15 protein-coding genes are annotated in these 20,981 nt (G+C 68.8%); 5 read left to right on the forward strand and 10 right to left on the reverse strand.

Annotation, left to right across the window (positions count from 1 at the left end; all coding sequences use genetic code 11):
* Window positions 1–19: 19 nt before the first annotated feature.
* Both Q0907_RS02235 and prpE read left to right on the forward strand, forming a co-directional pair.
* Window positions 20–2,446, forward strand: coding sequence for a prolyl oligopeptidase family serine peptidase (locus Q0907_RS02235; RefSeq protein ID WP_299342598.1), 2,427 nt, complete (start codon window positions 20–22; stop codon window positions 2,444–2,446).
* A 153-nt stretch (window positions 2,447–2,599) separates the two neighbouring features.
* Window positions 2,600–4,501, forward strand: a complete 1,902-nt coding sequence (gene prpE, locus Q0907_RS02240) for a propionate--CoA ligase (RefSeq protein WP_299341052.1) — start codon at window positions 2,600–2,602, stop codon at window positions 4,499–4,501.
* Between the two features lie 3 nt (window positions 4,502–4,504).
* Here the strand turns inward: prpE and Q0907_RS02245 are convergent, their stop codons facing one another.
* Together Q0907_RS02245 and Q0907_RS02250 are read right to left on the reverse strand one after the other, a co-directional pair.
* Entirely contained in the window at window positions 4,505–5,911 is a 1,407-nt protein-coding gene (locus tag Q0907_RS02245; RefSeq protein WP_299341054.1) for a M14 family zinc carboxypeptidase, read from the reverse strand.
* Window positions 5,912–5,994: 83 nt separating this feature from the next.
* Entirely contained in the window at window positions 5,995–7,221 is a 1,227-nt protein-coding gene (locus tag Q0907_RS02250) for a citrate synthase family protein (RefSeq protein WP_299341057.1), read from the reverse strand.
* A 146-nt stretch (window positions 7,222–7,367) separates the two neighbouring features.
* Here Q0907_RS02250 and prpB point away from each other — a divergent pair, with 146 nt between their 5' ends.
* The 3 genes from prpB to Q0907_RS02265 all read left to right on the forward strand — a co-directional run bounded on the left by prpB (window position 7,368) and on the right by Q0907_RS02265 (window position 10,218).
* On the forward strand, window positions 7,368–8,252 hold the full coding sequence (gene prpB / locus Q0907_RS02255) for a methylisocitrate lyase (RefSeq protein WP_299341060.1): 885 nt from the start codon (window positions 7,368–7,370) through the stop codon (window positions 8,250–8,252).
* Between the two features lie 148 nt (window positions 8,253–8,400).
* The gene (gene prpC / locus Q0907_RS02260; protein WP_299341062.1) at window positions 8,401–9,552 is read left to right on the forward strand and encodes a 2-methylcitrate synthase; all 1,152 of its coding nucleotides are present in this window, start codon (window positions 8,401–8,403) and stop codon (window positions 9,550–9,552) included.
* 168 nt (window positions 9,553–9,720) lie between these two features.
* Window positions 9,721–10,218, forward strand: coding sequence for a hypothetical protein (locus Q0907_RS02265; RefSeq protein ID WP_299341065.1), 498 nt, complete (start codon window positions 9,721–9,723; stop codon window positions 10,216–10,218).
* A 16-nt stretch (window positions 10,219–10,234) separates the two neighbouring features.
* On the opposite strand, the gene Q0907_RS02270 is transcribed toward Q0907_RS02265, so the two are convergent.
* The 8 genes from Q0907_RS02270 to Q0907_RS02305 form a co-directional block, all read right to left on the reverse strand.
* Window positions 10,235–10,846 carry a glutathione S-transferase N-terminal domain-containing protein gene (locus Q0907_RS02270; RefSeq protein ID WP_299341068.1) on the reverse strand — a complete coding sequence of 204 codons (612 nt, stop codon included), beginning with the start codon at window positions 10,844–10,846 and terminating at the stop codon, window positions 10,235–10,237.
* 222 nt (window positions 10,847–11,068) lie between these two features.
* Window positions 11,069–11,524 (reverse strand): cell wall hydrolase, encoded by a 456-nt coding sequence (locus Q0907_RS02275; RefSeq protein ID WP_296279047.1) that lies wholly within the window; start codon window positions 11,522–11,524, stop codon window positions 11,069–11,071.
* Window positions 11,525–12,039: 515 nt separating this feature from the next.
* The gene (locus tag Q0907_RS02280) at window positions 12,040–14,079 is read right to left on the reverse strand and encodes an NADPH-dependent 2,4-dienoyl-CoA reductase (RefSeq protein WP_299341071.1); all 2,040 of its coding nucleotides are present in this window, start codon (window positions 14,077–14,079) and stop codon (window positions 12,040–12,042) included.
* 88 nt (window positions 14,080–14,167) lie between these two features.
* On the reverse strand, window positions 14,168–14,365 hold the full coding sequence (locus Q0907_RS02285) for a hypothetical protein (RefSeq protein ID WP_299341074.1): 198 nt from the start codon (window positions 14,363–14,365) through the stop codon (window positions 14,168–14,170).
* The gene (locus Q0907_RS02290; RefSeq protein WP_299341076.1) at window positions 14,365–15,393 is read right to left on the reverse strand and encodes a hypothetical protein; all 1,029 of its coding nucleotides are present in this window, start codon (window positions 15,391–15,393) and stop codon (window positions 14,365–14,367) included. Before Q0907_RS02290 ends, Q0907_RS02285 begins: the two co-directional genes overlap by 1 nt.
* Window positions 15,390–18,818, reverse strand: a complete 3,429-nt coding sequence (locus tag Q0907_RS02295; protein ID WP_299341079.1) for an SbcC/MukB-like Walker B domain-containing protein — start codon at window positions 18,816–18,818, stop codon at window positions 15,390–15,392. The genes Q0907_RS02290 and Q0907_RS02295 overlap by 4 nt, the downstream gene beginning before the upstream one ends.
* Complete coding sequence (locus Q0907_RS02300) at window positions 18,805–19,446, reverse strand: DUF4194 domain-containing protein (RefSeq protein WP_299341082.1); 642 nt, start codon at window positions 19,444–19,446, stop codon at window positions 18,805–18,807. Before Q0907_RS02300 ends, Q0907_RS02295 begins: the two co-directional genes overlap by 14 nt.
* Window positions 19,443–20,888, reverse strand: coding sequence for a Wadjet anti-phage system protein JetA family protein (locus tag Q0907_RS02305; protein ID WP_299341085.1), 1,446 nt, complete (start codon window positions 20,886–20,888; stop codon window positions 19,443–19,445). Before Q0907_RS02305 ends, Q0907_RS02300 begins: the two co-directional genes overlap by 4 nt.
* Window positions 20,889–20,981: the final 93 nt, after the last annotated feature.

The raw sequence follows: 20,981 nt of genomic DNA on the forward strand, positions 1-20,981 counted from the left end.
GGTGGGATTGGCCCTGGCGATGCCGTCATTGGCGGTGGCGCAGGAGGCGCGCTACCTGCAGCCGCCGGAACCACTCCTGCAGGTGTTTCGCGCCCCGCTCAATCCATCGCCGTCGCTGGACCCCACGGGTACGCGCGCGATCCTGATCCGGCAGTCGCAGTATCCGCCGATTGCCCGTGTCGCCGAACCCTATCTCAAGCTCGCCGGCGTCCGAGTGGAGCCGCGCAACCACAGCCGCCACGATCGTTCCAATGGCTACGGCATCCGGACCTGCCTGGAGAGCTTCAGCGTGCTGGAGCTGGCCAGTGGCAAGGAAACTGCCGTCGCGCTGCCTGCGGGCGCCTGCCCGGGCAACCCGTCGTGGTCGCCGGACGGCACCCGGTTCTCCTTCGACAACACCACCGACTCAGGCGTGGAGTTGTGGGTCGGCCGCGCTGCTGACGGCCAGGTGCGTCGCGTGGAGGGCGTGAAGCTCAACACGATCCTGGGTGGTGCGGTGCAATGGCTGGGCGACAAGCCCTCGATGCTCGTGAAGCGGGTGCCCACCGACATCGGCGCCGCGCCGGTGCGCTCCGCGGTCCCTCCTGGGCCGGAGATCAAGGAAGCGATCGCCGGCAAGGGCGAGAGCAGTACGTACGAAGCGCGCGATACCTTGTCCGGTCCCGAGGACGAGACGCTGTTCGACTACTACGCCACGTCGCAGCTGGCGGTGGTCGATGCCGACAGCGGCACCGTGACGCCTGTGGGCGCCAAGGCTGTGTACGGCACCGTCGACGCGGCGCCGGATGGGCGCCACGTGCTGGTGGAAGTGCTGGCGCGTCCGTACTCCTACGTCACCACCTGGCAGCGCTTTGCCAAGGACCTGGGTGTACTCGATTTGAATAATGGTCGCGTGACGCCGCTGGCGAAGCTACCGGTCGCCGACCGTGTCCCCGTGCGCGGCGTTCCCACCGGTCCACGCAGCCACGCCTGGCGCGCCAATCAACCGGCGACGCTGGTATGGGCCGAAGCGCTCGACGGCGGCGACTGGAAGAACGACGTGCCGGCCCGTGATCGCCTGCTGATGCTGGCGGCGCCATTCACCGGCAAGCCGAAGGAGATCGCGCGACTGAAGCAGCGTTACGCCGGTCTTTCGTGGTTCCGCGAAGGCGGTCGCGCGCTGACCTACGAGTACGACGCGAACCGGAGCTGGCAGACGACGACGCTGGTGGACGTGGACAAGCGCGTGCCGGCACGCGTGCTGTGGGATCTGTCCAGCGACGAGTTGTATGCCGACCCCGGCAACCCGGAGTTGCAGCGACTCGCGAACGGCGCCTGGGTGCTGCGTGAAGAGGACGGCGCTCTGTTCCTCAGTGGCATGGGCGCGACGCCGCAGGGCAACCGGCCGTTCCTCGATCGCTACACGATCGACGACGGCAGCACGCGGCGCCTGTTCCGCAGCGATGCGACCGCGTACGAGGTCTTCGTCGGCTTCGAGGGCGACGACACCCGTCGCCTGCTCACCTGGCACCAGTCGCCGAAGGATCCGCCGAACCTGCAGCGCCGCATCCTCGCGGACGCCATCGAAGGCGCGGCGCCGGCGGAAGCAGCCGTACGCTCCGAGCCGATGCCGCTGACCCGATTCCCGGACCCCACGCCGCAGGTGCGGGACATCAAGAAGCGGCTGGTGACCTACAAGCGCAAGGACGGCGTGGACTTGTCCTTCACCCTTTACACGCCGCCGGGGTACCAGGAAGGCACGCGCGTGCCGGCGATCCTGTATGCCTACCCGATGGACTATGCGGACCCGTCGAAGGCCGGTCAGGTAAGCGGTTCGGAGCAGACCTTCACGCGCCTGTCGAACTACCGCCTGTTGCTGCTCGCCGGCTACGCGATCATCGACAACGCGTCGTTCCCGATCGTCGGCGACCCGAAGACGGCCTACGACACCTACCTGGAGCAGCTGGTCGCGAACGCGGAAGCTGCGGTCGACAAGGCGGTCGAACTCGGCGTGGTCGACCGCGGCCGCATCGGCGTCACCGGACACAGTCACGGCGCGCTGATGGCGGCCAACCTGCTGGCGCACTCGGACATGTTCCGTGCCGGCGTGGCCTCCAGCGGCGGCTACAACAAGACGCTGACCCCGTTCGGCTTCCAGAACGAACGCCGCTCGTTCTGGGCGGCACCGAAGGTGTACGACCAGGCCTCGACGTTCTTCCACGCCGACAAGGTCAACGAACCGCTGCTGATCGTGCATGGCAGCGACGACGCCAACCCGGGCACCGAATCGCTGCAGTCGCCGCGGTTGTTCCAGGCCATCCGCGGCACGGGCGGCACGACTCGGCTGGTGATGCTGCCGTTCGAGCCTCACTGGTACACGGCGCAGGAATCGAACGAGCATTTCATCGCCGAGATGCTGGCCTGGTTCGACCGTTACGTGAAGCCTGAGCCCGCGACGCGGAAGTAATGCCCCGTCGCTGTGGCTTCAGGGGAAACGCCGGGCCCATGCCCGGCGTTTTTCTTTTGGGTGCGACGGAATGTCCCATGCGACCAAGGTAGGAAGGTGGCGGCGGCGGGGCGGGTCTATGCTGATCCCGGTGTAGGATCCGGGGAGGTTCGCATGGCATACGAAGACGTGTATCGGCGCTCGATCGAGCAGCCCGAGGCCTTCTGGGGTGACGAAGCGAAGGCCATCCATTGGCACGTGCCGCCTCGGCAGGTGCTGGAGTATTCGCAGCCGCCATTCCGTCGCTGGTTCGTCGGCGGCCAGACCAACCTCTGCTACAACGCGGTGGATCGCCATGTCGCCGGGCGCGGCGACCAACTGGCGCTGGTGGCGGTGTCCACCGAAACCGATGTCACCCGCGAAATCAGCTACCGAGAGCTGTACCGCGAAGTGAACGCCTTCGCCGCCGTGCTCAAGCGGCTCGATGTCGGCCGTGGCGATCGCGTGGTCATCTACATGCCGAACATGGCCGAAGCCGTGTTCGCGATGCTGGCCTGCGCGCGCATCGGTGCCGTGCATTCGGTGGTGTTCGGCGGCTTCGCCGCGCACAACCTGGCCCTGCGCATCGACGACGCGCAACCGAAGCTGTTGATCGCCGCCGATGCGGGCAGCCGTGGCGGCAAGGTCATTCCCTACAAGCCGCTGGTCGACGAGGCATGCGCGAAGGCGAACACGCCGCCGGCCAAGGTGCTGATCGTGTCGCGCGGCCTGGATGCGGCCGAGCCGAAGGTCGCCGGCCGCGATGAGGACTACGCCACGTTGCGCGCCGCCGTCGGCGATGCCGAGGTGCCGGTCGAATGGCTGGAATCGAACGAGCCCAGCTACCTGCTCTACACCTCCGGCACCACCGGCAAGCCGAAGGGCGTGCAACGCGATGTCGGCGGGTATGCGGTCGCCCTCGCGCTGTCCATGCGCACGGTGTTCGACGTGGGGCCGGGGCAGGTGATGTTCTCCACATCCGATGTCGGTTGGGCGGTGGGGCATTCCTACAACGTGTATGGCCCGCTGATCGTGGGCGCGACTTCGGTGCTCTACGAAGGGCTGCCGATCACGCCCGATGCCGGCATCTGGTGGGCGCTGTGCGAACAATATGGCGTGCGCACCATGTTCTCGTCGCCGACGGCAGTGCGCGTGCTGAAGAAGCACGACATCGATTTCATCAAGCGCCACGACCTGTCCGAGCTGAAGTACCTGTTCCTCGCGGGCGAGCCGCTCGACGAGCCGACGGCGCACTGGATCACCGATGCGATCGGCAAGCCGGTGATCGACAACTACTGGCAGACCGAGACCGGGTGGCCCGCGCTGACGCTGCTACCGGGCCTGGACATGAAGCCCGTGCGGTTCGGTTCGCCCGGGTTCCCGAACCTCGGTTACAGGATGAAGGTGATCGACGAAAGCACCGGCGAGGAAGTCGGGCCTGGCAAGAAGGGCGTGCTGGTCATGCAGCCGCCGTTGCCGCCCGGGTGCATGACGACGATCTGGAACGACGACGCGCGCTTTCTCTCCAGCTACTTCAGCCACTTCAAGGAACTGCTGTACAGCTCGCTGGACTGGGCGATCCGCGACGAGGACGGCTATACCTTCATCCTCGGCCGCACCGATGACGTCATCAACGTCGCCGGCCATCGCCTGGGCACGCGCGAGATCGAGGAATCCGTGTCCGGCTTCCCTGCCGTGGCGGAGGCTGCCGTGATCGGGGTGGCCGACGAACTGAAGGGCCAGGTGCCGGTGGTGTTCGCGACGCTACGCCAGGCCACCGACGAGCCGCATGAACGCGTGCAGGCCGCCGATGGCATGCGGCGCACGGTAGAGCAGAGCCTGGGCGCGGTCGCGCGGCCGGCACGCGTCTACATCGTCAATGCGTTGCCGAAGACGCGCTCGGGCAAACTGCTGCGGCGCTCGCTGCAGGCGCTGGCGCAGGGCGCGGATCCCGGCGATCTCTCCACGCTGGACGATCCCAATGCGCTGGAGGAAGTGAGGCGCGCGCTGCAGCGCGGGCCCGAGGTCGGCAGCTGACGGTCAGCGCGCCGGTGGCGCGGGTGTCGCCGGGTCCACACTTCCGTCGAGCGTCCACACTACGTCACGGCCCTGCGGATCGCGGCTCAGTACGAAGCGCGCGCTGGCGCCCGGCGTGAGCGGCAGGGGCGAGCGCGGTTCGTCGTTGTCGCCGTCGTCGTTCGCTTCGATCACCGTGCGTTCGCCCGCATGTCCCGGGATCGGCACGATGAACAGGTCGCGTGCGTCCAGGGTGCGGCGTGCCTTCTTGGTGCCGAGGTCGCCGATATCGGCGATGGCGCCGTCGGTCTCCATCAGCGGATTGCGGAAATTGACCAGCAGGTCGGCCTTCGTCGGCGGACGCCCCGGCACCGACAGCGTGCCGCCACGCACCAGCAGATCGGGCCACACATCGCCGTTCTCCGGCAGTTCGCGATAGAGCGCAGGCGTTACGCCCACGTGGCTGCCGGTCGCGATGCTGTCCAGCGCGGCCACCAGGCCGAGGAAGTAGAGCTTGCGCAGACGCTGCTTCTGCACGTCGCCCTCGATGCCGCCCGCTTCGATCAACACCGTGCTGGCGCCCCACTGCGTGGTGAGGTCGCCGAACGCGCGCGGGTCGAAGGTTTCGTCCCAGCGTGCGATGTGGCCGGCCAGGTAGGGTTCCAACGCCGTGCGGATCACGCCGGCCACTTCGATGGCGCGCGTGCGCACATCGTTGACGTCGGCGGCGTGGTTGTAGGGCGGCGACAGCAACGCGATGGCGGTGCCGCGATCGGAATCGCCGGCGCGGTAGCCGACGCGCTGGTCGTGCAGGTTGAAGCCGTACATCGGTTTCACCCGGTCGTACAACGCCTTCAGCGTGCGCGCTTCCGGCGTCGCCAGCATGCGCGCATCGCGGTTGAGGTCGATCCCCTGCACGTTGCGTCGCTGGAAGCGCGCCGCGCCGTCGGGATTGACGATGGGGAAGACATGCAGCGTGGTGTTCGCGCGCAGCTGCCTCACCAGCGGATGGTCGGGATGGTCGCCGAGAAAGCGGAACAGGTCCGCCAGCGCCATCGACGCCGTACTCTCGTCGCCATGCATCTGCGACCACAGCAGCACGGGGATCCTGCCGTCGCCCCAGCGCACATGGCGCAAGGGGCGGTCCTCGACGCTGCGGCCGATCTCTTCCACGTGGAAGCCGTGCGTACGCGCCAGCAACGGCGTGGCGACCGACCACCAGTGTTCAGCGTTGAACGTGCGGTCCTCCAGGCCGGCGACGCGCAGTTCCGCGTCGTAGAGCGCATCGAGCCCGGACAGCCACGCCGGGGGTGGGGGTATCGCGGTCGGGGCCTCCGTCGACGCATCCGCACGTGGCATGTCGGTGTTCCGGGCGATGGTGGTGGGGATCATCATCGTCAGCAGCAGGCACAGGGCTAGGGTGGGGCGCATCACGGCAGCAGCAGGAGCGGTCACTTGCAGGGTCGGTGCATGCGTCATCGATGTCAAATCCGTGCGGGCGCAGCGCATGCGCGTCACGCCGACGGTGTCGATGGCGTGATGCCGGTGTAGCGCGCACGTGGACGGATCAGGCCGCCCATCGCCTGTTGTTCCAGCGCGTGCGCCAGCCAGCCGGCCAGGCGGCCCGCGGCGAACATCACCAGCGCGGGCGTCGCCGGCAGGCGGTTGAGGTGGCAGATCGCCGCCAGCATGAAGTCGATGTTCGGGCGCAGGCCGCTGATGTCTTCGGTGGCGGCGATCAGTGTTTCCAGTGCGGCCATTTCGCGCTCGCCTGCGTGGCGCTCGCGGGCGCGCGCCAGCAGCTCGGCACCGCGCGGATCGCCCTGCGGATACAGCGCATGGCCGAAGCCCGGAAGATCATCGCCACGCTGCCAGCGCTCGCTGATGAAGCGGCGCGCGTGGCCGGCGTCACGGGCATCGGCGATGAGTGCGTACGCACGCGCCGTCGCGCCGCCATGGCGCGGCCCGGACAGCGCGGCGAGGCCGCTGCAGACGGTGGCGTGCAGATGCGCACCGGTGGAGGCGACCACGCGCGCTGCGAAGGCGGAGACATTCAGTTCGTGGTCCGCGCACACGACCAGCGCGGCACGCACGAGGTCGGCGAACCCGTCGTCGCCCGGATGCCAGGCCTGCGCGAGCACGCGATGCACCGGCGCGCCGGAAGGCGGCTGTGCGACCAGCAGGGCCGCGTTGTGGCGCAGCAGTCCGGCGGCGATCTCGTGGCGCACGCGGGGCGCCGAGTTGAAGGAGTGGCGCACGTCCAGCGCCAGCAGCGGGATCGCCGCCATCGCGCGCTCGAGCGGCGGCAGCGCGAGATCGGAGGCGAGCGGCGCGACGAGCGTCGGCCACGGGGTCGACGAAGGCGCGGCGAACGGGTCCTCCTCGCCGCAGTCCCAGAGTTGCCGCGCGACGTCTTCCAGCGTGGCGCCGTCGTGGACCATGCCGATCGCCGAACGACCGCGGTAGTAAGGGCCATCCGGGCGGATCAGGGAGATCTGCGTCTCCAGAACGGGCAGGCCCCGGTCCAGGCTCTGCGCCGCGCCCCGCGCCGCGCCGCGCCCCACCTGCTTGCGCTGGGCCAGGCGCTCCACGTCCTGGCGCAGGTAGAGGCGGCTGCGGTGGTCCTTGCCGGGGCGGGATTCCAGCAGGCCACGGCTGACGTAGGCGTACAGCGTGGCCTGGCTGATGCCCAGCAGGCGGCAGGTGTCGCGGGCGGACAGAAGGTCGGTCGCGGAGGCCATCGAGAAATATTGATTCGTTCGATCAAGATTGATCAACCCTGAGGATGGTGCCAGATTTGCGTCCCGAAGAGGGGCGTACCCTTCACGCACCTCCGGCACCGGCCCCAGGCCGAGGCCGCTCGCTGACCGATGAGGAGTCACGTCGCATGAGCACCCCGTCCGCAGGCGCGCAGTTCCGCGCCGCGCTCGCCGCCGAATCGCCCCTGCAGGTGATCGGCGCGATCAACGCCAACCACGCCCTGCTGGCCAAGCGCGCCGGCTACAAGGCGATCTACCTGTCCGGCGGCGGCGTCTCCGCAGGGTCGCTGGGCTTGCCCGACCTGGGCATCAACACGCTGGAAGACGTGCTAATCGACGTGCGCCGCATCACCGATGTCTGCGACCTGCCGCTGATGGTCGACATCGATACCGGCTTCGGCCCCAGCGCGTTCAACATCGAGCGCACGGTGAAGTCGCTGATCAAGGCCGGCGCCGCCGCGTGCCACATCGAGGACCAGGTGGGCGCCAAGCGCTGTGGCCATCGTCCCGGCAAGGAAATCGTGTCCGCCGGCGAGATGGTCGACCGCGTGAAGGCGGCCGCCGATGCCAAGACCGATCCGGACTTCTTCCTGATCGCGCGTACCGACGCCATCCAGGTCGAAGGCGTGGACGCCGCCATCGAGCGTGCCATCGCCTGCGTCGAGGCCGGCGCCGACGGCATCTTCGCCGAGGCCGCCTACGACCTGCCCACCTATCAACGTTTCGTCGATGCGGTGAAAGTGCCGGTGCTGGCCAACATCACCGAGTTCGGCAAGACGCCGCTGTTCACGCGCGACGAACTGGCCTCGGTCGGCGTGGCGATCCAGCTGTATCCGCTGTCGGCGTTCCGCGCGATGAACAAGGCCGCGGAGAACGTGTACGAAGCGATCCGCCGCGACGGCCACCAGCAGAACGTGGTCGACAGCATGCAGACGCGCGAGGAGCTGTACGACCGCATCGGTTACCACGCCTTCGAGCAGAAGCTCGACACCCTGTTTTCCGCAAAGAAGTAAGGATATTCCTTCTCCCTTCGGGAGAAGGTGCCCTAAGGGCGGATGAGGGTACGGCGAAGCCAGCGATGTTCGAGCTGCACGGATTTCGCCGAACCCTCACCCCGACCCCTCTCCCATCGGGAGAGGGGCTCCAAAACAAGATGAGGAATTGAACATGTCAGAGAGCGTCCCCTTCAAGCCGAAGAAATCCGTCGCCCTGTCCGGCACCGCCGCCGGCAACACCGCGCTGTGCACCGTCGGCCGCAGCGGCAACGACCTGCATTACCGCGGCTACGACATCCTCGACCTGGCCACGACCAGCGAGTTCGAGGAAGTCGCCTACCTGCTGGTGCACGGCAAGCTGCCCAACCGCGCTGAGCTGGCCGCCTACAAGGCGAAGCTGAAGTCGCTGCGCGGCATCCCGGCCGCGGTGAAGGCCGCGCTGGAAGAGCTGCCGCCGTCCGCGCACCCGATGGACGTGATGCGCACCGGCGTGTCGATCCTCGGTTGCGTATCGCCGGAGAAGGACGACCATAACCATCCCGGCGCGCGCGACATCGCCGACAAGCTGATGGCCTCGCTGGGTTCGATGCTGCTGTACTGGTACCACTGGAGCCACAACGGTCGCGCGATCGACGTGGAGACCGACGACGACTCCATCGGTGGCCACTTCCTGCACCTGCTGCACGGCGAGAAGCCGCGCGAGTCTTGGGTGCGCGCGATGCACACCTCGCTGATCCTGTACGCCGAGCACGAGTTCAACGCGTCCACCTTCACCTGCCGCGTCATCGCCGGCACCGGCAGCGACATGCATTCCTGCATCGCGGGTGGCATCGGTGCGCTGCGCGGCCCGAAGCATGGCGGAGCGAACGAAGTGGCCTTCGAAGTGCAGAAGCGCTACGAATCGCCCGACGAAGCGGAAGCCGACATCAAGGCGCGCGTGGAGCGCAAGGAAGTCGTGATCGGCTTCGGCCATCCTGTGTACACCACCGGCGATCCGCGCAACGACGTCATCAAGCAGGTGGCGAAGGATCTGTCCGCCGAGCAGTCGAGCATGAAGATGTACGACATCGCCGAGCGTCTGGAGTCGGTGATGTGGGACATCAAGAAGATGTTCCCGAACCTCGACTGGTTCAGCGCGGTCAGCTACCACATGATGGGCGTGCCGACGGCGATGTTCACCCCGCTGTTCGTGATCGCCCGCACCAGCGGCTGGAGCGCGCACGTGATCGAACAGCGCATCGACGGCAAGATCATCCGCCCGAGCGCCAATTACACGGGGCCTGAGGATCTGGCCTTCGTGCCGATCGACCAGCGCTGAGGCCAGCGCAGCTGTCCCGCGGGGCCGTTTCGACGAAGGTCAGGCGGCCCCGTGTCGTTTGTGTGACCCGCGTGGCAGCCGGGGAGGGCCGGGCCGGGGTACTACTGGCGGACAGGGGAACGTCGTAGCCGCGGGAGGGGCCCGCCGCGCGTCGTTTTGGGGGATGCCATGCAGACCAGATGGTGCAAGACCGAGGCCGGACGCAACGAGATCCAGCAACGCACGCGCAAGTTGCCGGCCGGTCTGCGTTCGATCCTGCTGCTGGTCGATGGCCAGCGCAGCGACGACGAACTGCAGGCGATGATGAGCGGCCTGCATGCGCCCGACGATGCGCTCGGCAAACTGGCGACGGACGGACTGATCGAACGCCGCTCCGGTGCTGCCTCGATGCTGGCTGCAGTGGCCGGCACCAAATCGAACGACGGTGCGCTCCCGGTCATCATGACCTCCGCCGAACGCTACAACCTGCTGTATGCGCGCATTACCGACGACATCCGTTCGCACATCGGCCTGAAGGGCTACTTCCTGCAGCTCAAGGTCGAGCGTTGCGCGAACGCCGATGATCTGGAAGCGCTGCTTCCCGATGTCGCCACCGCGATGACGAAGGCGCGCGACCACACCTTCGCCACGCGTTGGCTGGAGGACGTGCGCGCGTCGTTGGGCTGACGCGCGCCGCGCAGGATCAGGCCAGGCCTTCGGCCTTCAGCGCGGCCTGCACGCCGGCATCGGCCTCCATGCGCTGCTTGAACGCGGCGATGTTCTGCAGGCCCGACAGGTCGACGCCCATCCGGTCTGCCCAGCGCAGCGTGATGTAGAAATACGGATCGGCGAAGCTGCGGAAGCCGGCCAGCCAGTCGCGGCCTTCCAGTTGACTGTCTGCCTGCTCGAACAAGCCGCGCACGCGCTTGCGCGCTGCGTCCTTCACCGCCTCGAACTGCGTCTCGTCGCCGATGAAGCGTGCCGGTCCGAACAGCGGATGGAACGCCGGGTGCAGGTCGGAATTGACGAAGGACAGCCACTTCGCGGCCAGCGCGCGCTGCCGCGGCGAACCGTCGCCGGCCAGGTGCGCCTGCGGATACGTGTCGGCGATGTAGCCCATGATCGCGGCGTTCTGGGTCAGCACGAAATCGCCATCGACGATCGCCGGCACCGCGCCGGTGGGATTGATCGCCAGGTACGCCGGCGCCTTCATCTCGGCGGCCGTCATCACCTGCACATCGAACGGCTGGCCCGTCCACTGCAGTGCGATGTGGTCGGCGGTCGAGCACGCGCCGGGCTTGGTGTACAGCTTCATGGTGTCCCCTGGGAAAAAGAAAGGCCCGCGATTATCGCGGGCCTCGGATGTTTCCAATGTGATGCGCGGTGCAACGGATCGTGTCGCCTACGAACCGCAGGCATCGCGGGGGTTTGCCCTCACCCCTTGCCCTCTCCCGCGAGAGAGGGGGAGCAGGGGCCATGCGGCTCCGGCTGCGGCGAACGGATCAGCGCGTGCACGTGGCTTCGAAAGCGCTCGGTCTCAGGAGCGGGGCTTGAGCTTCTGCACGCGCAGGAACGTGTGGTCGCCGATGGTGGCCACGTGGTACGCGTTGCGCCAGCTCGGGCTGGCGATCTGGTGCGCCATGAAGTGGCTCGCGCCGGGTACGATTTCCTTGCGCTGGCCGGGCGGCAGGGCCCAGTTGCGTTCGGCGTTCAGGGCGACGGTGACCGACTGGGCCCAGGCCTCCGGGTTCTTCAGGCGGGTATTCGGCCCGACGATGGTCGGTGCGAACTGCTTGCGGGCGGTGACCACGGAGCAGACGGAATCACCCCACAGGCCGCTGTCGCGGCGGCGCAGGGCGACCTCGGCAACGGCCTGCTGGCCGCGGAGGGTCTGGTCGCGGGCTTCCAGGTAAACGGTGGTGCTGAGGCAAAGCGAATCGGCGGCCGGCTGCGGCAACATCTGCGACAGCCATAGGATCCAGGCCAGTTTCATGGGAACTCCTTGCTCCGTCTTTCCCGCACCCCTGCCTCTCCCATCACGCGGGGAGCGGCAAACCTGGGACATGCGGCAGGGCGTCATGGGGAGGCAGCCTTCACACGGGCTGCCCGGGGACCGGCAAGGCCGGATCAGAGGGATCCGAGCGCCGGGCTCAGCCCGCCTGAACTGGGCGGCGGGCCGGAAAGTGGGCGCAAGGTAGGGGGGGGCGTCCCAACTCGGCCTGAACGGGCCGGCTTGACGGCGGGGGCACCCATCTGGCTGGAAACTGTGAGGGACGTCGCAGGAAGCAGGCCCTTGGAGCGGAGATTGCTCCGTCCCTCAGCCCGAGTCGCTGCCGCATTCCGGGCGTTCGGGAGTGGAGCAGGCTCAACGCGACGACGTCTTTAACGGCTGTGTTCGGGCTGGTTCCAAGCGCCAGTAGAGCGGAGCTTGCTCCGCTGCTCTTGCCCGAATTTCCAGAATTCCAGCCGTTCCGCAGTCGAGCAAGCTCGACTCTACGGAGGGCATGCCTACAGACTTGCCGCCAACCGGCTGCCCTGGTCGATCGCGCGCTTGGCGTCCAGTTCGGCGGCCACGTCGGCGCCGCCGATCAGGTGCGCCGTCCGGCCGGCGGCCAGCAGGGCGGCCTGCAGCTCGCGCCGCGGCTCCTGGCCGGCGCAGACCACCACGTGGTCGACCGGCAGCAGCTGGTCGGCGCCGTCCACCTTGATGCGCAACCCGGCATCGTCCACGCCCAGATACTCCACGCCACCCAGCATCTTCACCTGCTTGGCCTTGAGTGTGGCCCGGTGCACCCAGCCGCTGGTCTTGCCCAGGCGGGCACCCGGCTTGCCCGGGCTGCGCTGGAGCAGCCAGACCTCGCGGGCGGGCGGCTCCGGATGCGGGCGTGCCAAGCTGCCGCGGGCTTCGAAGGTGGGATCCACGCCCCATTCGGCCATCCAGCGGGCCGGGTCCAGCGAGGACGAAGGCCCTTCATGGGTCAGGTACTCGGCGACGTCGAAGCCGATGCCGCCGGCACCGATCAGTGCGGCGCGTGCGCCCACCTTCACCCGGCCCGACAGCACGTCCACATAGCTGACGACCTTGGCGTGGTCGGCGCCCGGGAAGGCGACCTTGCGCGGGGTGATGCCGGTCGCCAGCACGACTTCGTCGAAGCCGGCCAGATCGGCCGCCGCGACCGGAGAAGAGAGTTTCACCTCCACGCGTGTCTCTTCCAGCTTGTGGCGGAAGTAGCGCAATGTCTCGTGGAACTCCTCCTTGCCCGGGATCCGCTTGGCGTAGTTGAACTGCCCGCCGATCTCGTCGGCCGCGTCGAACAGGGTCACCCGGTGGCCGCGCTCGGCGGCGACCGTCGCGCAGGCCAGGCCGGCAGGGCCGGCACCGACCACCGCGATGGTCTTCGGCGCGAACGTCTTCTTATAGGTGAGGTCGGTCTCGTGGCAGGCGCGCGGATTGACTAGGCAACTGGCGAGCTTGTTCTCGAACACGTGGTCCAGGCAGGCCTGGTTGCAGGCGATGCAGGTGTTGATGGCCTGCGGTGTGCCGGCGCGCGCCTTGGCCGTCCATTGCGGGTCGGCCAGCAGCGGGCGCGCCAGCGACACCATGTCGGCCTTTCCGGCGGCAAGGATGCCTTCGGCGACCTCGGGCATGTTGATCCGGTTGGTCGCCACCAGCGGCACGCGCACGTGCGGCTTGAGCTTGGCGGTGACGTCGACGAAGGCCGCGCGCGGCACCGAGGTGACGATGGTCGGCACGCGCGCCTCGTGCCAGCCGATGCCGGAATTGATGATCGTCGCGCCCGCGGCTTCCACCGCCTTGGCCTGCTGGACGATCTCGTCCCACTGGTTGCCGTCTTCGACCAGGTCCAGCAGCGACAGCCGGTAGATGATGATGAAGTCCGGGCCCACCGCCTCGCGCACGCGCCGCACGATCTCCACCGCGAAGCGCATGCGCTTCTCCGGCGTGCCACCCCAGGCGTCGTCGCGCTTGTTGGTGCGCGGCGCGGTGAATTCGTTGATGAAATAGCCTTCCGAACCCATGATTTCCACGCCGTCGTAGCCGGCGTCGCGCGCCAGCTTCGCCGCGTTGGCGTAGGCGCTGATCTGGCGTTCGATCCCGCGGGCCGACAGCGCGCGTGGAGTGAACGGATTGATCGGTGCCTTGAGCTTCGACGGCGCCACGGTCAGCGGGTGGTAGCCGTAACGGCCGGCGTGCAGCAACTGGGCGCAGATCTTCGCCCCATGCTCGTGGACGGCCTTGGTCACGAACTTGTGCGGCCGGGCCTCCCACGGCCACGACAGCTTGCCGCCGAACGGCTTCAGCCAGCCCACCAGGTTGGGCGAGAAACCGCCGGTGACGATCAGGCCCACGCCGCCGGCCGCGCGCTCGGCGAAATACGCCGCCAGGCGCGGGAAATCCTTGGCCCGGTCCTCCAGCCCCGTGTGCATCGAGCCCATCAGCACCCGGTTGCGGACCGTGGTGAAGCCCAGGTCGAGCGGCCTGAACAGGTGGGGGTAGGGCGAGGAGTCGGTGGCGGCGGTCGACGTCATGCGGGCAGTGGATACGCGGGCGTATGGGTGGGCGCACGATGCCGTGAAACACCGGGGCACGCAAGCGCGGTCGGGACAGTGGAGGCCATCATCGCGCGGCGAGGTCTGTAGGAGGCAGGCGGGCGGGCAGGGCTTCCTGCTCGATGCACAGAGGCTCCGCGCGCAGCGCGTCAGCGACGCCCGCCCAGCCAGCACGTCCAGCCCATCGGCACATGGCCTGCAGCAGGTCGGGTGCAGGTACCGACACGTCGTGCACGGAGATCGGCAGGATGTCCGCAGGCGTCATCAGCCATGGCCGCAGCCGATGGCCGCTCGCGGCGACGGTATGCGCGAGGACGGCAGCGATGCGGAAGCCGCCCTCGTCAATGTCTCCCCAGTGCCACACCGAATGTCCGGGGGCAGCGAACTCAGCAGTCGGGCATAAGCGCGCCGCCAGGCCGGAGACGGCATGCCGCCGGTGTAGACCACCAGCGCGCGCTCTACGCCTGCCGTACGTGCGGTGTCGTGGAAGCTGGCCAGGTTCTCCACGCTCAGCACGCATGCGGCGCCGGTCCGCACGCCGCGCACGGCGTCGAGCGGAACGCCGAGGAAGGTCGTGGCGAGCGGCAGTTCCACGTCGCTGTCCAGCAGCAGCGTGCCGGTACCGGCGACCAGCAGCGGCTGCGGCTCGCGGCGAAGGCCCAGCGAGGCCCAGACGTGCTCCTTCTCGAGGAGACCATCGGCAGCCAGCTGACCGCTACCCAGCAGGTCCAGCCACGGGGTGAGCTGTTCGAGCCGCTTGCTCGCCTGCGCACGCCCTGCGAACAGGCGTGCGCTCTCGCGGCGGAGAATGCGTTCATGGGCCTCGTCGGTGAGGCGGGCGCGCACTGCCAGCGCGGCGTCGGCGAGGTCGAGTGCCGCCTCCGGACCGTGGCCGCGCACCTTGCGGCCGGCCCGCCACGCCGCCAGCACGTCATCCAGCATCGGGAAGTCCGTCAACCACGCCGACAGCGCCCCGGCAGCTTCGCGGACGCGGGCGTCCAGCAAGGGCACGCCCAGGTGGTCGGCCAGTACCTCGAGGTCGATCACGTTGAGCCGCAGCAGGCGCTCACCGTCGCCGCGATGCCGGTCGCGCTCGACCTCGACCGCGCCGGCGCGTTCGGCGATGGCGACCTGCGCGTGGAAGCTCTCGCGTTCGGCCAGCGTGCGCAGCGACGCATAGTCGCGCGCGCTGGCTTCGGTCATCGGCAGCGAGGCGGGGGAGGCATCGCCGCGCAGCCGGGCGCGTTCGCCCTTACGCAGCAGCCGCTCCAGCACGCGCCGAGCGTCGCTCACGCCGGCGCCTGCTGCCTTTCGATGCGGGCAGTTTCCTCGGCCAGCAGCTCCGGATGCAGGTCGAACTGGTCGGACAGCAGGAGTGCGCGCGCGGCGGCCTGCACCTCGATGCGCTCGGCCTGCAGCAGGTCGCCATCGCGGAACAGTTCGATGTAGCTGTCCAGTACGCCGCTCAGCGTGCCCTGCGCCGTGTCAGGTGCGGCCAGCACCAGCTGCAACCCCAGCGAGCGCAGGTAGTTGGTGGTGGCGCGTGCATTCTGCGCGTCGATCTTGTCGCCGAACTCGTCCAGCAGGATCAACCCGAGGCCGCCCGGATGCGCCTCGCTCTTGCCGTAGGCCGCCGCCAGCGCAGCACCGGCGATCACGTACAGCGGCGCCCGGTGCTCGCCGCCGGAACCGGACCGCATGCGCTCGCTGAGCGTCCCGATCACGGCGTCGTCCTGGCGGATCTGCACTTCGAAGCGGAAGAAGCGGCGGTAGTCGTCCAGCGGGGAGGTGGCAGTCCGTGCGGCAGCGCCGTCCTCGATCAGCTCCCGGAACGCCGCCGGCACCTCGCCGGCCGTGCCGAACAGGGTGTCTTCACCGCCGATCTCCACGGCGCGCTTGATGAAGCGCTCCAGTTCGCGGAACTCCGGCACCACCTCGTAGTGGAACTGGTAGCGCTCGTTGTTGGAGAACGGCGGGCTGCTGCGCAACGTCCGGTTGAGTGTGGCGATCTGCTGGCGCAGGCGGATGAAGTTGTCGTTCAGCGCCGCCGCTACGCCGGCGCGGAAGGTGTCCACGGCGGTGTCATAGGCCTGGCGCGCCTCGCCTTCGTAGCGCACCAGGTCGGTGTCGCGCAGCTGGGCCAGTTCGCGCTGGAGCAACGCCAGCGCCGGTCGCCACGCACTGGCGTCGAAATCGACGTCCAGCTGATGGTCGCGCGCGTACTGGGCCAGCGTGCTCCAGGCCTCCGGCAGCAGCTTGGCGAGCTGTCGGTCGCTCTCGTCGGCACGCCGCTCGCAGGTGGCGCTACGTTCTTCCAGGGTCTCGACCTTGGCATCCAGTTCGTCGCGATGCCGCTCGATCAGGTTGGGATCGACGTCGGGATCCCCGAAGGCATCGACGGCGCGACGCGCGACTCGTTCCTCCTGTTCGCGCAGACCGGCGAGCAGGCGGCGACTGCGGTCCAGATCGGCCACGGCGACCGCTTCCTGCCCGACCAGGGCATCGGTACGCGCCTCGCACTCGCCGAGTTGCGTGGCGAGTGCGCGCACGGCATCGGACAGGCGGAGCAGGTCGGGATCCAGCGCGGCGAGGCGGCTTTGCTGCGCAGCGCGATAGCGTCCCGCGACCTGGCGATGTTCCACCGCGCGCTCGTGCAGCGCCTGTGCGACCGCATCGGCGTCGGCCAGCCGCGCCAGGCTGCGCTGGCATTCATCGGCGCGGCGCAGGTGCGGCTCGATCTCGCGGACCTCGCGTTCGGCTTTCTCGATTTCTTCGTGCAGCACGCGCGAACGGGCGCGGTTGTCGGACGCGCCGATGCGAAGCTCGCCGGCGGCAGGCAGGCGCAACCGCTCGATGCTGCCGCCGCGCGCCAGCAGGCCGTCGCGGGTCAGGCCCTGGCGGCTGCGCACCAGCTCGGCTTCGGTGTCCACGCAGCGCAGCTCGCCCAGCTGCCGGCGCAGGAACGCCAGGGCATCGTCGTTGACGCCTTCCAGCAGCGCGGCGACGCTGCCGACCGCAGCGTCCCGCCCGCGCAACTCGCGCGCCTGGCTGGACAGCGCCAGTTTCACGCCGTAGACCGAACGCCCGCCGGACAGGCCGCGATACAGCTTGACCGCGCGTTCTTCGTCGGCGGCGGGAATCAGCAGCGCCTCCACGTTGCTGCGCAGATAGGCTTCGATGGCGGGCTGCCATGCGGGATCCGCGACGCGCACCAGGTCGCAGACGGGGCGCGCATCGATGCCCGCCTCGCGCAGGTAGCTCATCAGCCGCACGGTATCGGCATGCAGTTCCGCCTGTCCGGCGGCCAGGCGCTTCTGGTTCTGCCGCGCGGCCAGCAGCGCGTCGCGCGCCTTGTCGTACGCGGCGTGCAGGTGACGGGCGTGCTGGTCGACCTGCTCGCGCAGGGGCGCGGACCTGCTCAGCGCCTGGCGTGCGTGCGCGAACAGGTCCTCCGGCGTCCAGGGCAGCGCCTCCCCGTCTGCCAGCGACGCCAGCGCGGCATGCCATGTGTCCCACTCCGCGCGCGCCGCGTCCACGGCACCGGCCTCGATGCCGTCGAGCGCGAGCGCATCGAGTTGGCGGAAGGTATCGCAGACGAAACCGATATCGCGCTGCAGCTCGCGGATCACCTGTGCCAGGCGCTCGCGATCGCGCTCGGCCAGTTCGTCGAGTTGCGCCTGTTCCCCATACCCGCTGCTCCCCTGCAGGCGGGCGGTGGCACGTGCTTGTTCATCGCGCAGCGTGTCGCGTTCGGCGCGCGTGTCGATCAGGTGGCGGCGGGTATCGGCGAGGCCGTTTTCCGCACGGGTCACGGCGCCTTCGGCCTGATCCAGCTGTTCGCGGTACAGCTCCCGCGCGTATTCGGCGGCCAAAGCGCGGTAGGACGCGGCCCGCACGGCCTGGGTGGCGATGCGGTCGTACTGCCGCTCGACGCCTTCGGCCGCTTCGATGCGCTGGCGCACCTGTGCGATGCGGTCGCGGATCTGGCGGAAGCTCTCCAGCAAGGCACGGAAGCGGGCGATGTCGGTGGGCCTGTCCTCGGCTACCAGCGTGCGCACGAACAGGTCCACGTCCTCCACACGCTGCAGGTTGAGGGCGTTGAGGAACGCCTTGCGATAGGCGTTGATGTCGGGGTTCGCGGTGGGCGAGGCGCGCAGGCGCAGCAGCAGGTCCTTCACGAAGCGCTCGGCCACGGTGTGCAGTTCGGGCGCACCGCCGGCCGCCTTGCAGCGGCGCACGGCCATCTCGCGGAAGGTCGGCCAGGCCAGCGGCAGTTCCTTGCCCTTGACCTGTTCTACATGGTCGGCGAGCTCGAGCGCCACGCCCGGCAGCAGGTACAGCCCGTGCAGCCGATGGTCGGGCTCGTCGACCGATGCGCCGAGTGCGATGCCGGCGGTCAGCAGGTCGCCGGTGTCGGTATCGCGGAACACCAGCGAGATGTAGGTGGTGGCGGTGCGCCGCTTGCGTCCGTCGTCGCCGCTGCGGAACACGCCCAGGCAGTAGTCGCGGATGGTGCGCGCACGATGGCTGCCGCCGGCCTGCGCGTTGAACCGGATGCGGCTGCGGTCGCCGCCCAGCAGCACGATCTGCAGCGCATCGAGCAAGGCGCTCTTGCCGGCGCCATTGGGCGCGATGATGGCGGTGGTGGCGTCCAGTTCGAGGGTCTGTGCCTCGAACAGGAAGAACTGCACCAGGTGCACGCGCTCAAGCTGCTGCATCGCCGTCCTCCGTGACGTCGTCGTTGTCCGCGCCGCCGGCGTCGTCGTCGCGGTTGTGCTGGTCCAGCCGTTGCAGCCACTGTTCGCCGACGATCTCCACGATGGCGGGGCGCACGTGCAGGTGGAATGGCTGGGGATCGTCCGGTTCCGACTCGACCAGCCGGCAAGTGCCCCAGCGTCTCAGGGTGCGGGCGAGTTCGCGCAGGGTGCCGACATCGGGCATCGGCCGCCCGGCCAGTGCCTGGTAGGCCTCCTGCAGTTCCGGCAGCTCGACGGTGACGACGCCTTCGTCCTCCACCATGCCTTGCCGCATCGCCTCGTCGTAGCGTTGCCGCAGGACCAGCAGCAAGAGCGTTTCGCCCAGCGTCACCGGCACGCCCTCGGCATGCGCGGGCAACGCCACCACGTAGCGATAGTGGGCATTGCGCTCCAGGCGGATGCCGAGCGGGGCGAGCGCGGCGATGAAGTCGTCGAAGTGGTCTTCCACCAGGTGGTACGCCAGGCGCGTATTGCGGTCGCTCGCGTACAGCACCTGCTCCACCACCAGGCGGTAGGCGGCGCGTTCGAAGTCCTGGGCGGCGTAGACGCCGTTGGAGAGTTGGCTGAGCGTGTTCCAGCTGCGTTTCATGCGGTTTTCCGTGAGGGCGTACCGATGCGGCGCACGATGAAGCGTGGCGCGCGCAGATAGCCGTTGTCGTCGTGGCCGCCGGCATCGAGCAGTTCGACGCGATACCCGCGCAGCAGTCGGCCCAATGGATCCTCGCGTCGCAGGCCGCCGGCGCGATGACTGCGCAACGCGAGCGTGAGCAGGGTCTGGTAGGCGCGCAGGTCTTCGATGCTGGCGATGGAGAACGCGACGGAGTCGACGGCATCCGTCGTCTCCAGGTGCGGGCCGACATAGCGCGCCATGTCCTCGGCGGTGACCAGGCGCGCGCGCTTCATCCGGCGCAGCAGGTTGAGCCGCGCGAGTTGCTCGGGTGTCGGCGGCTGCGTGGCGTTGGCGCTGCGCGGAATGGGCTGCGGCTTCTGCCGCGGTGGGCGCAGGCGGCTCGCGTCCATCAGAGCGCCTGGCGCCACCGGCAGTCGCAGTGCGGTTTCCGGGGCATGCTGCACGCCACGGCAGGCACGGCGCAGCAGGATGTCCAGCTTGTCGGGGGCACGCAGGCGATAGTCGAGGAAGGCGAGCGCACGCCGGTTCGCCTGGCGGATGTCGTCGTCCAGCCGTCCGAGGTATTCGTCGATGCGGTCCAGTTCGCGCAGGCGCCGCAGGCTTCGCGCTAACCGCTGGCCGCCGCGCTCGCCGTCGCCGCCGCCCACGTGCTCGCGGTACCACGCCAGCAGCGCCGTGCGGCGCTCGCCGGTCTCGATCTGCTGCGCCATCGACAGGATCGCGCTGCGCCGCGCCAGCGGATGGTCGCCCGTGTGCAGTTCGGCGTAGTCGCCGATGAAAAATTCGCCGACATAGCGTTCGAACCACTGGCGGGCGAACTGCGCAGTGGATTCGGCCTTGCTCAGCTCCGGCATGAGGTCGCGCACCTGCAGGCTCATCGACGACAGCGACACCAGCAGTCGCCGCGCCTGGTCTGCGGCTTCGTCCAGGGCATCGCCCGATGCCTTGCCGTCCGTCACCAACTGGAGCTGGTGTTCGATCGAGCGCATCTTCGCCGACACGAAGGTCGGTCCGTGTTCCGCGAATTCGACCAGCAGCGAAAGGAACTGGTGCACGACCGGCGGCATGGTGACCATCTCTCGTGCACCGATGCGGTCCTGGCGCAGCCAGCCCGCGCTACGGAAGCGGTCGTAGATGTGGTTGGCCCGCACCGGCAACGGGGTGTCGGGCGAGTCGCCGTCCTCGTCTTCCCAGGGATCGTCCGCCAGCAGGTAGCGCTCGAGTGCGGCGGTGATCTCCCGGCGCTGGAAGCCCATGCTCGGCGGCACGGGCGCGTCCGGCCCGAAGAATTCGTCGAACAGGCGGCACAGCAGCAGCCAGTAATGCTCCCGGTTTGCCGATGCCAGCGGACCGAACAGGCCGCTTGGCAGCAACGGGAACAGAGCGGGCGGTTGCGTCATGGCCGCGGGGCCCGCCGCGTCAAGCCGGCAGTGTGATGTGGCAGGCGCGGCGGCGCCGGGAAAAGGGGCATGGCGGAATCGTACGGGCGGGCG

Source organism: uncultured Pseudoxanthomonas sp. (assembly GCF_947498795.1).
GTDB lineage: Bacteria > Pseudomonadota > Gammaproteobacteria > Xanthomonadales > Xanthomonadaceae > Pseudoxanthomonas_A.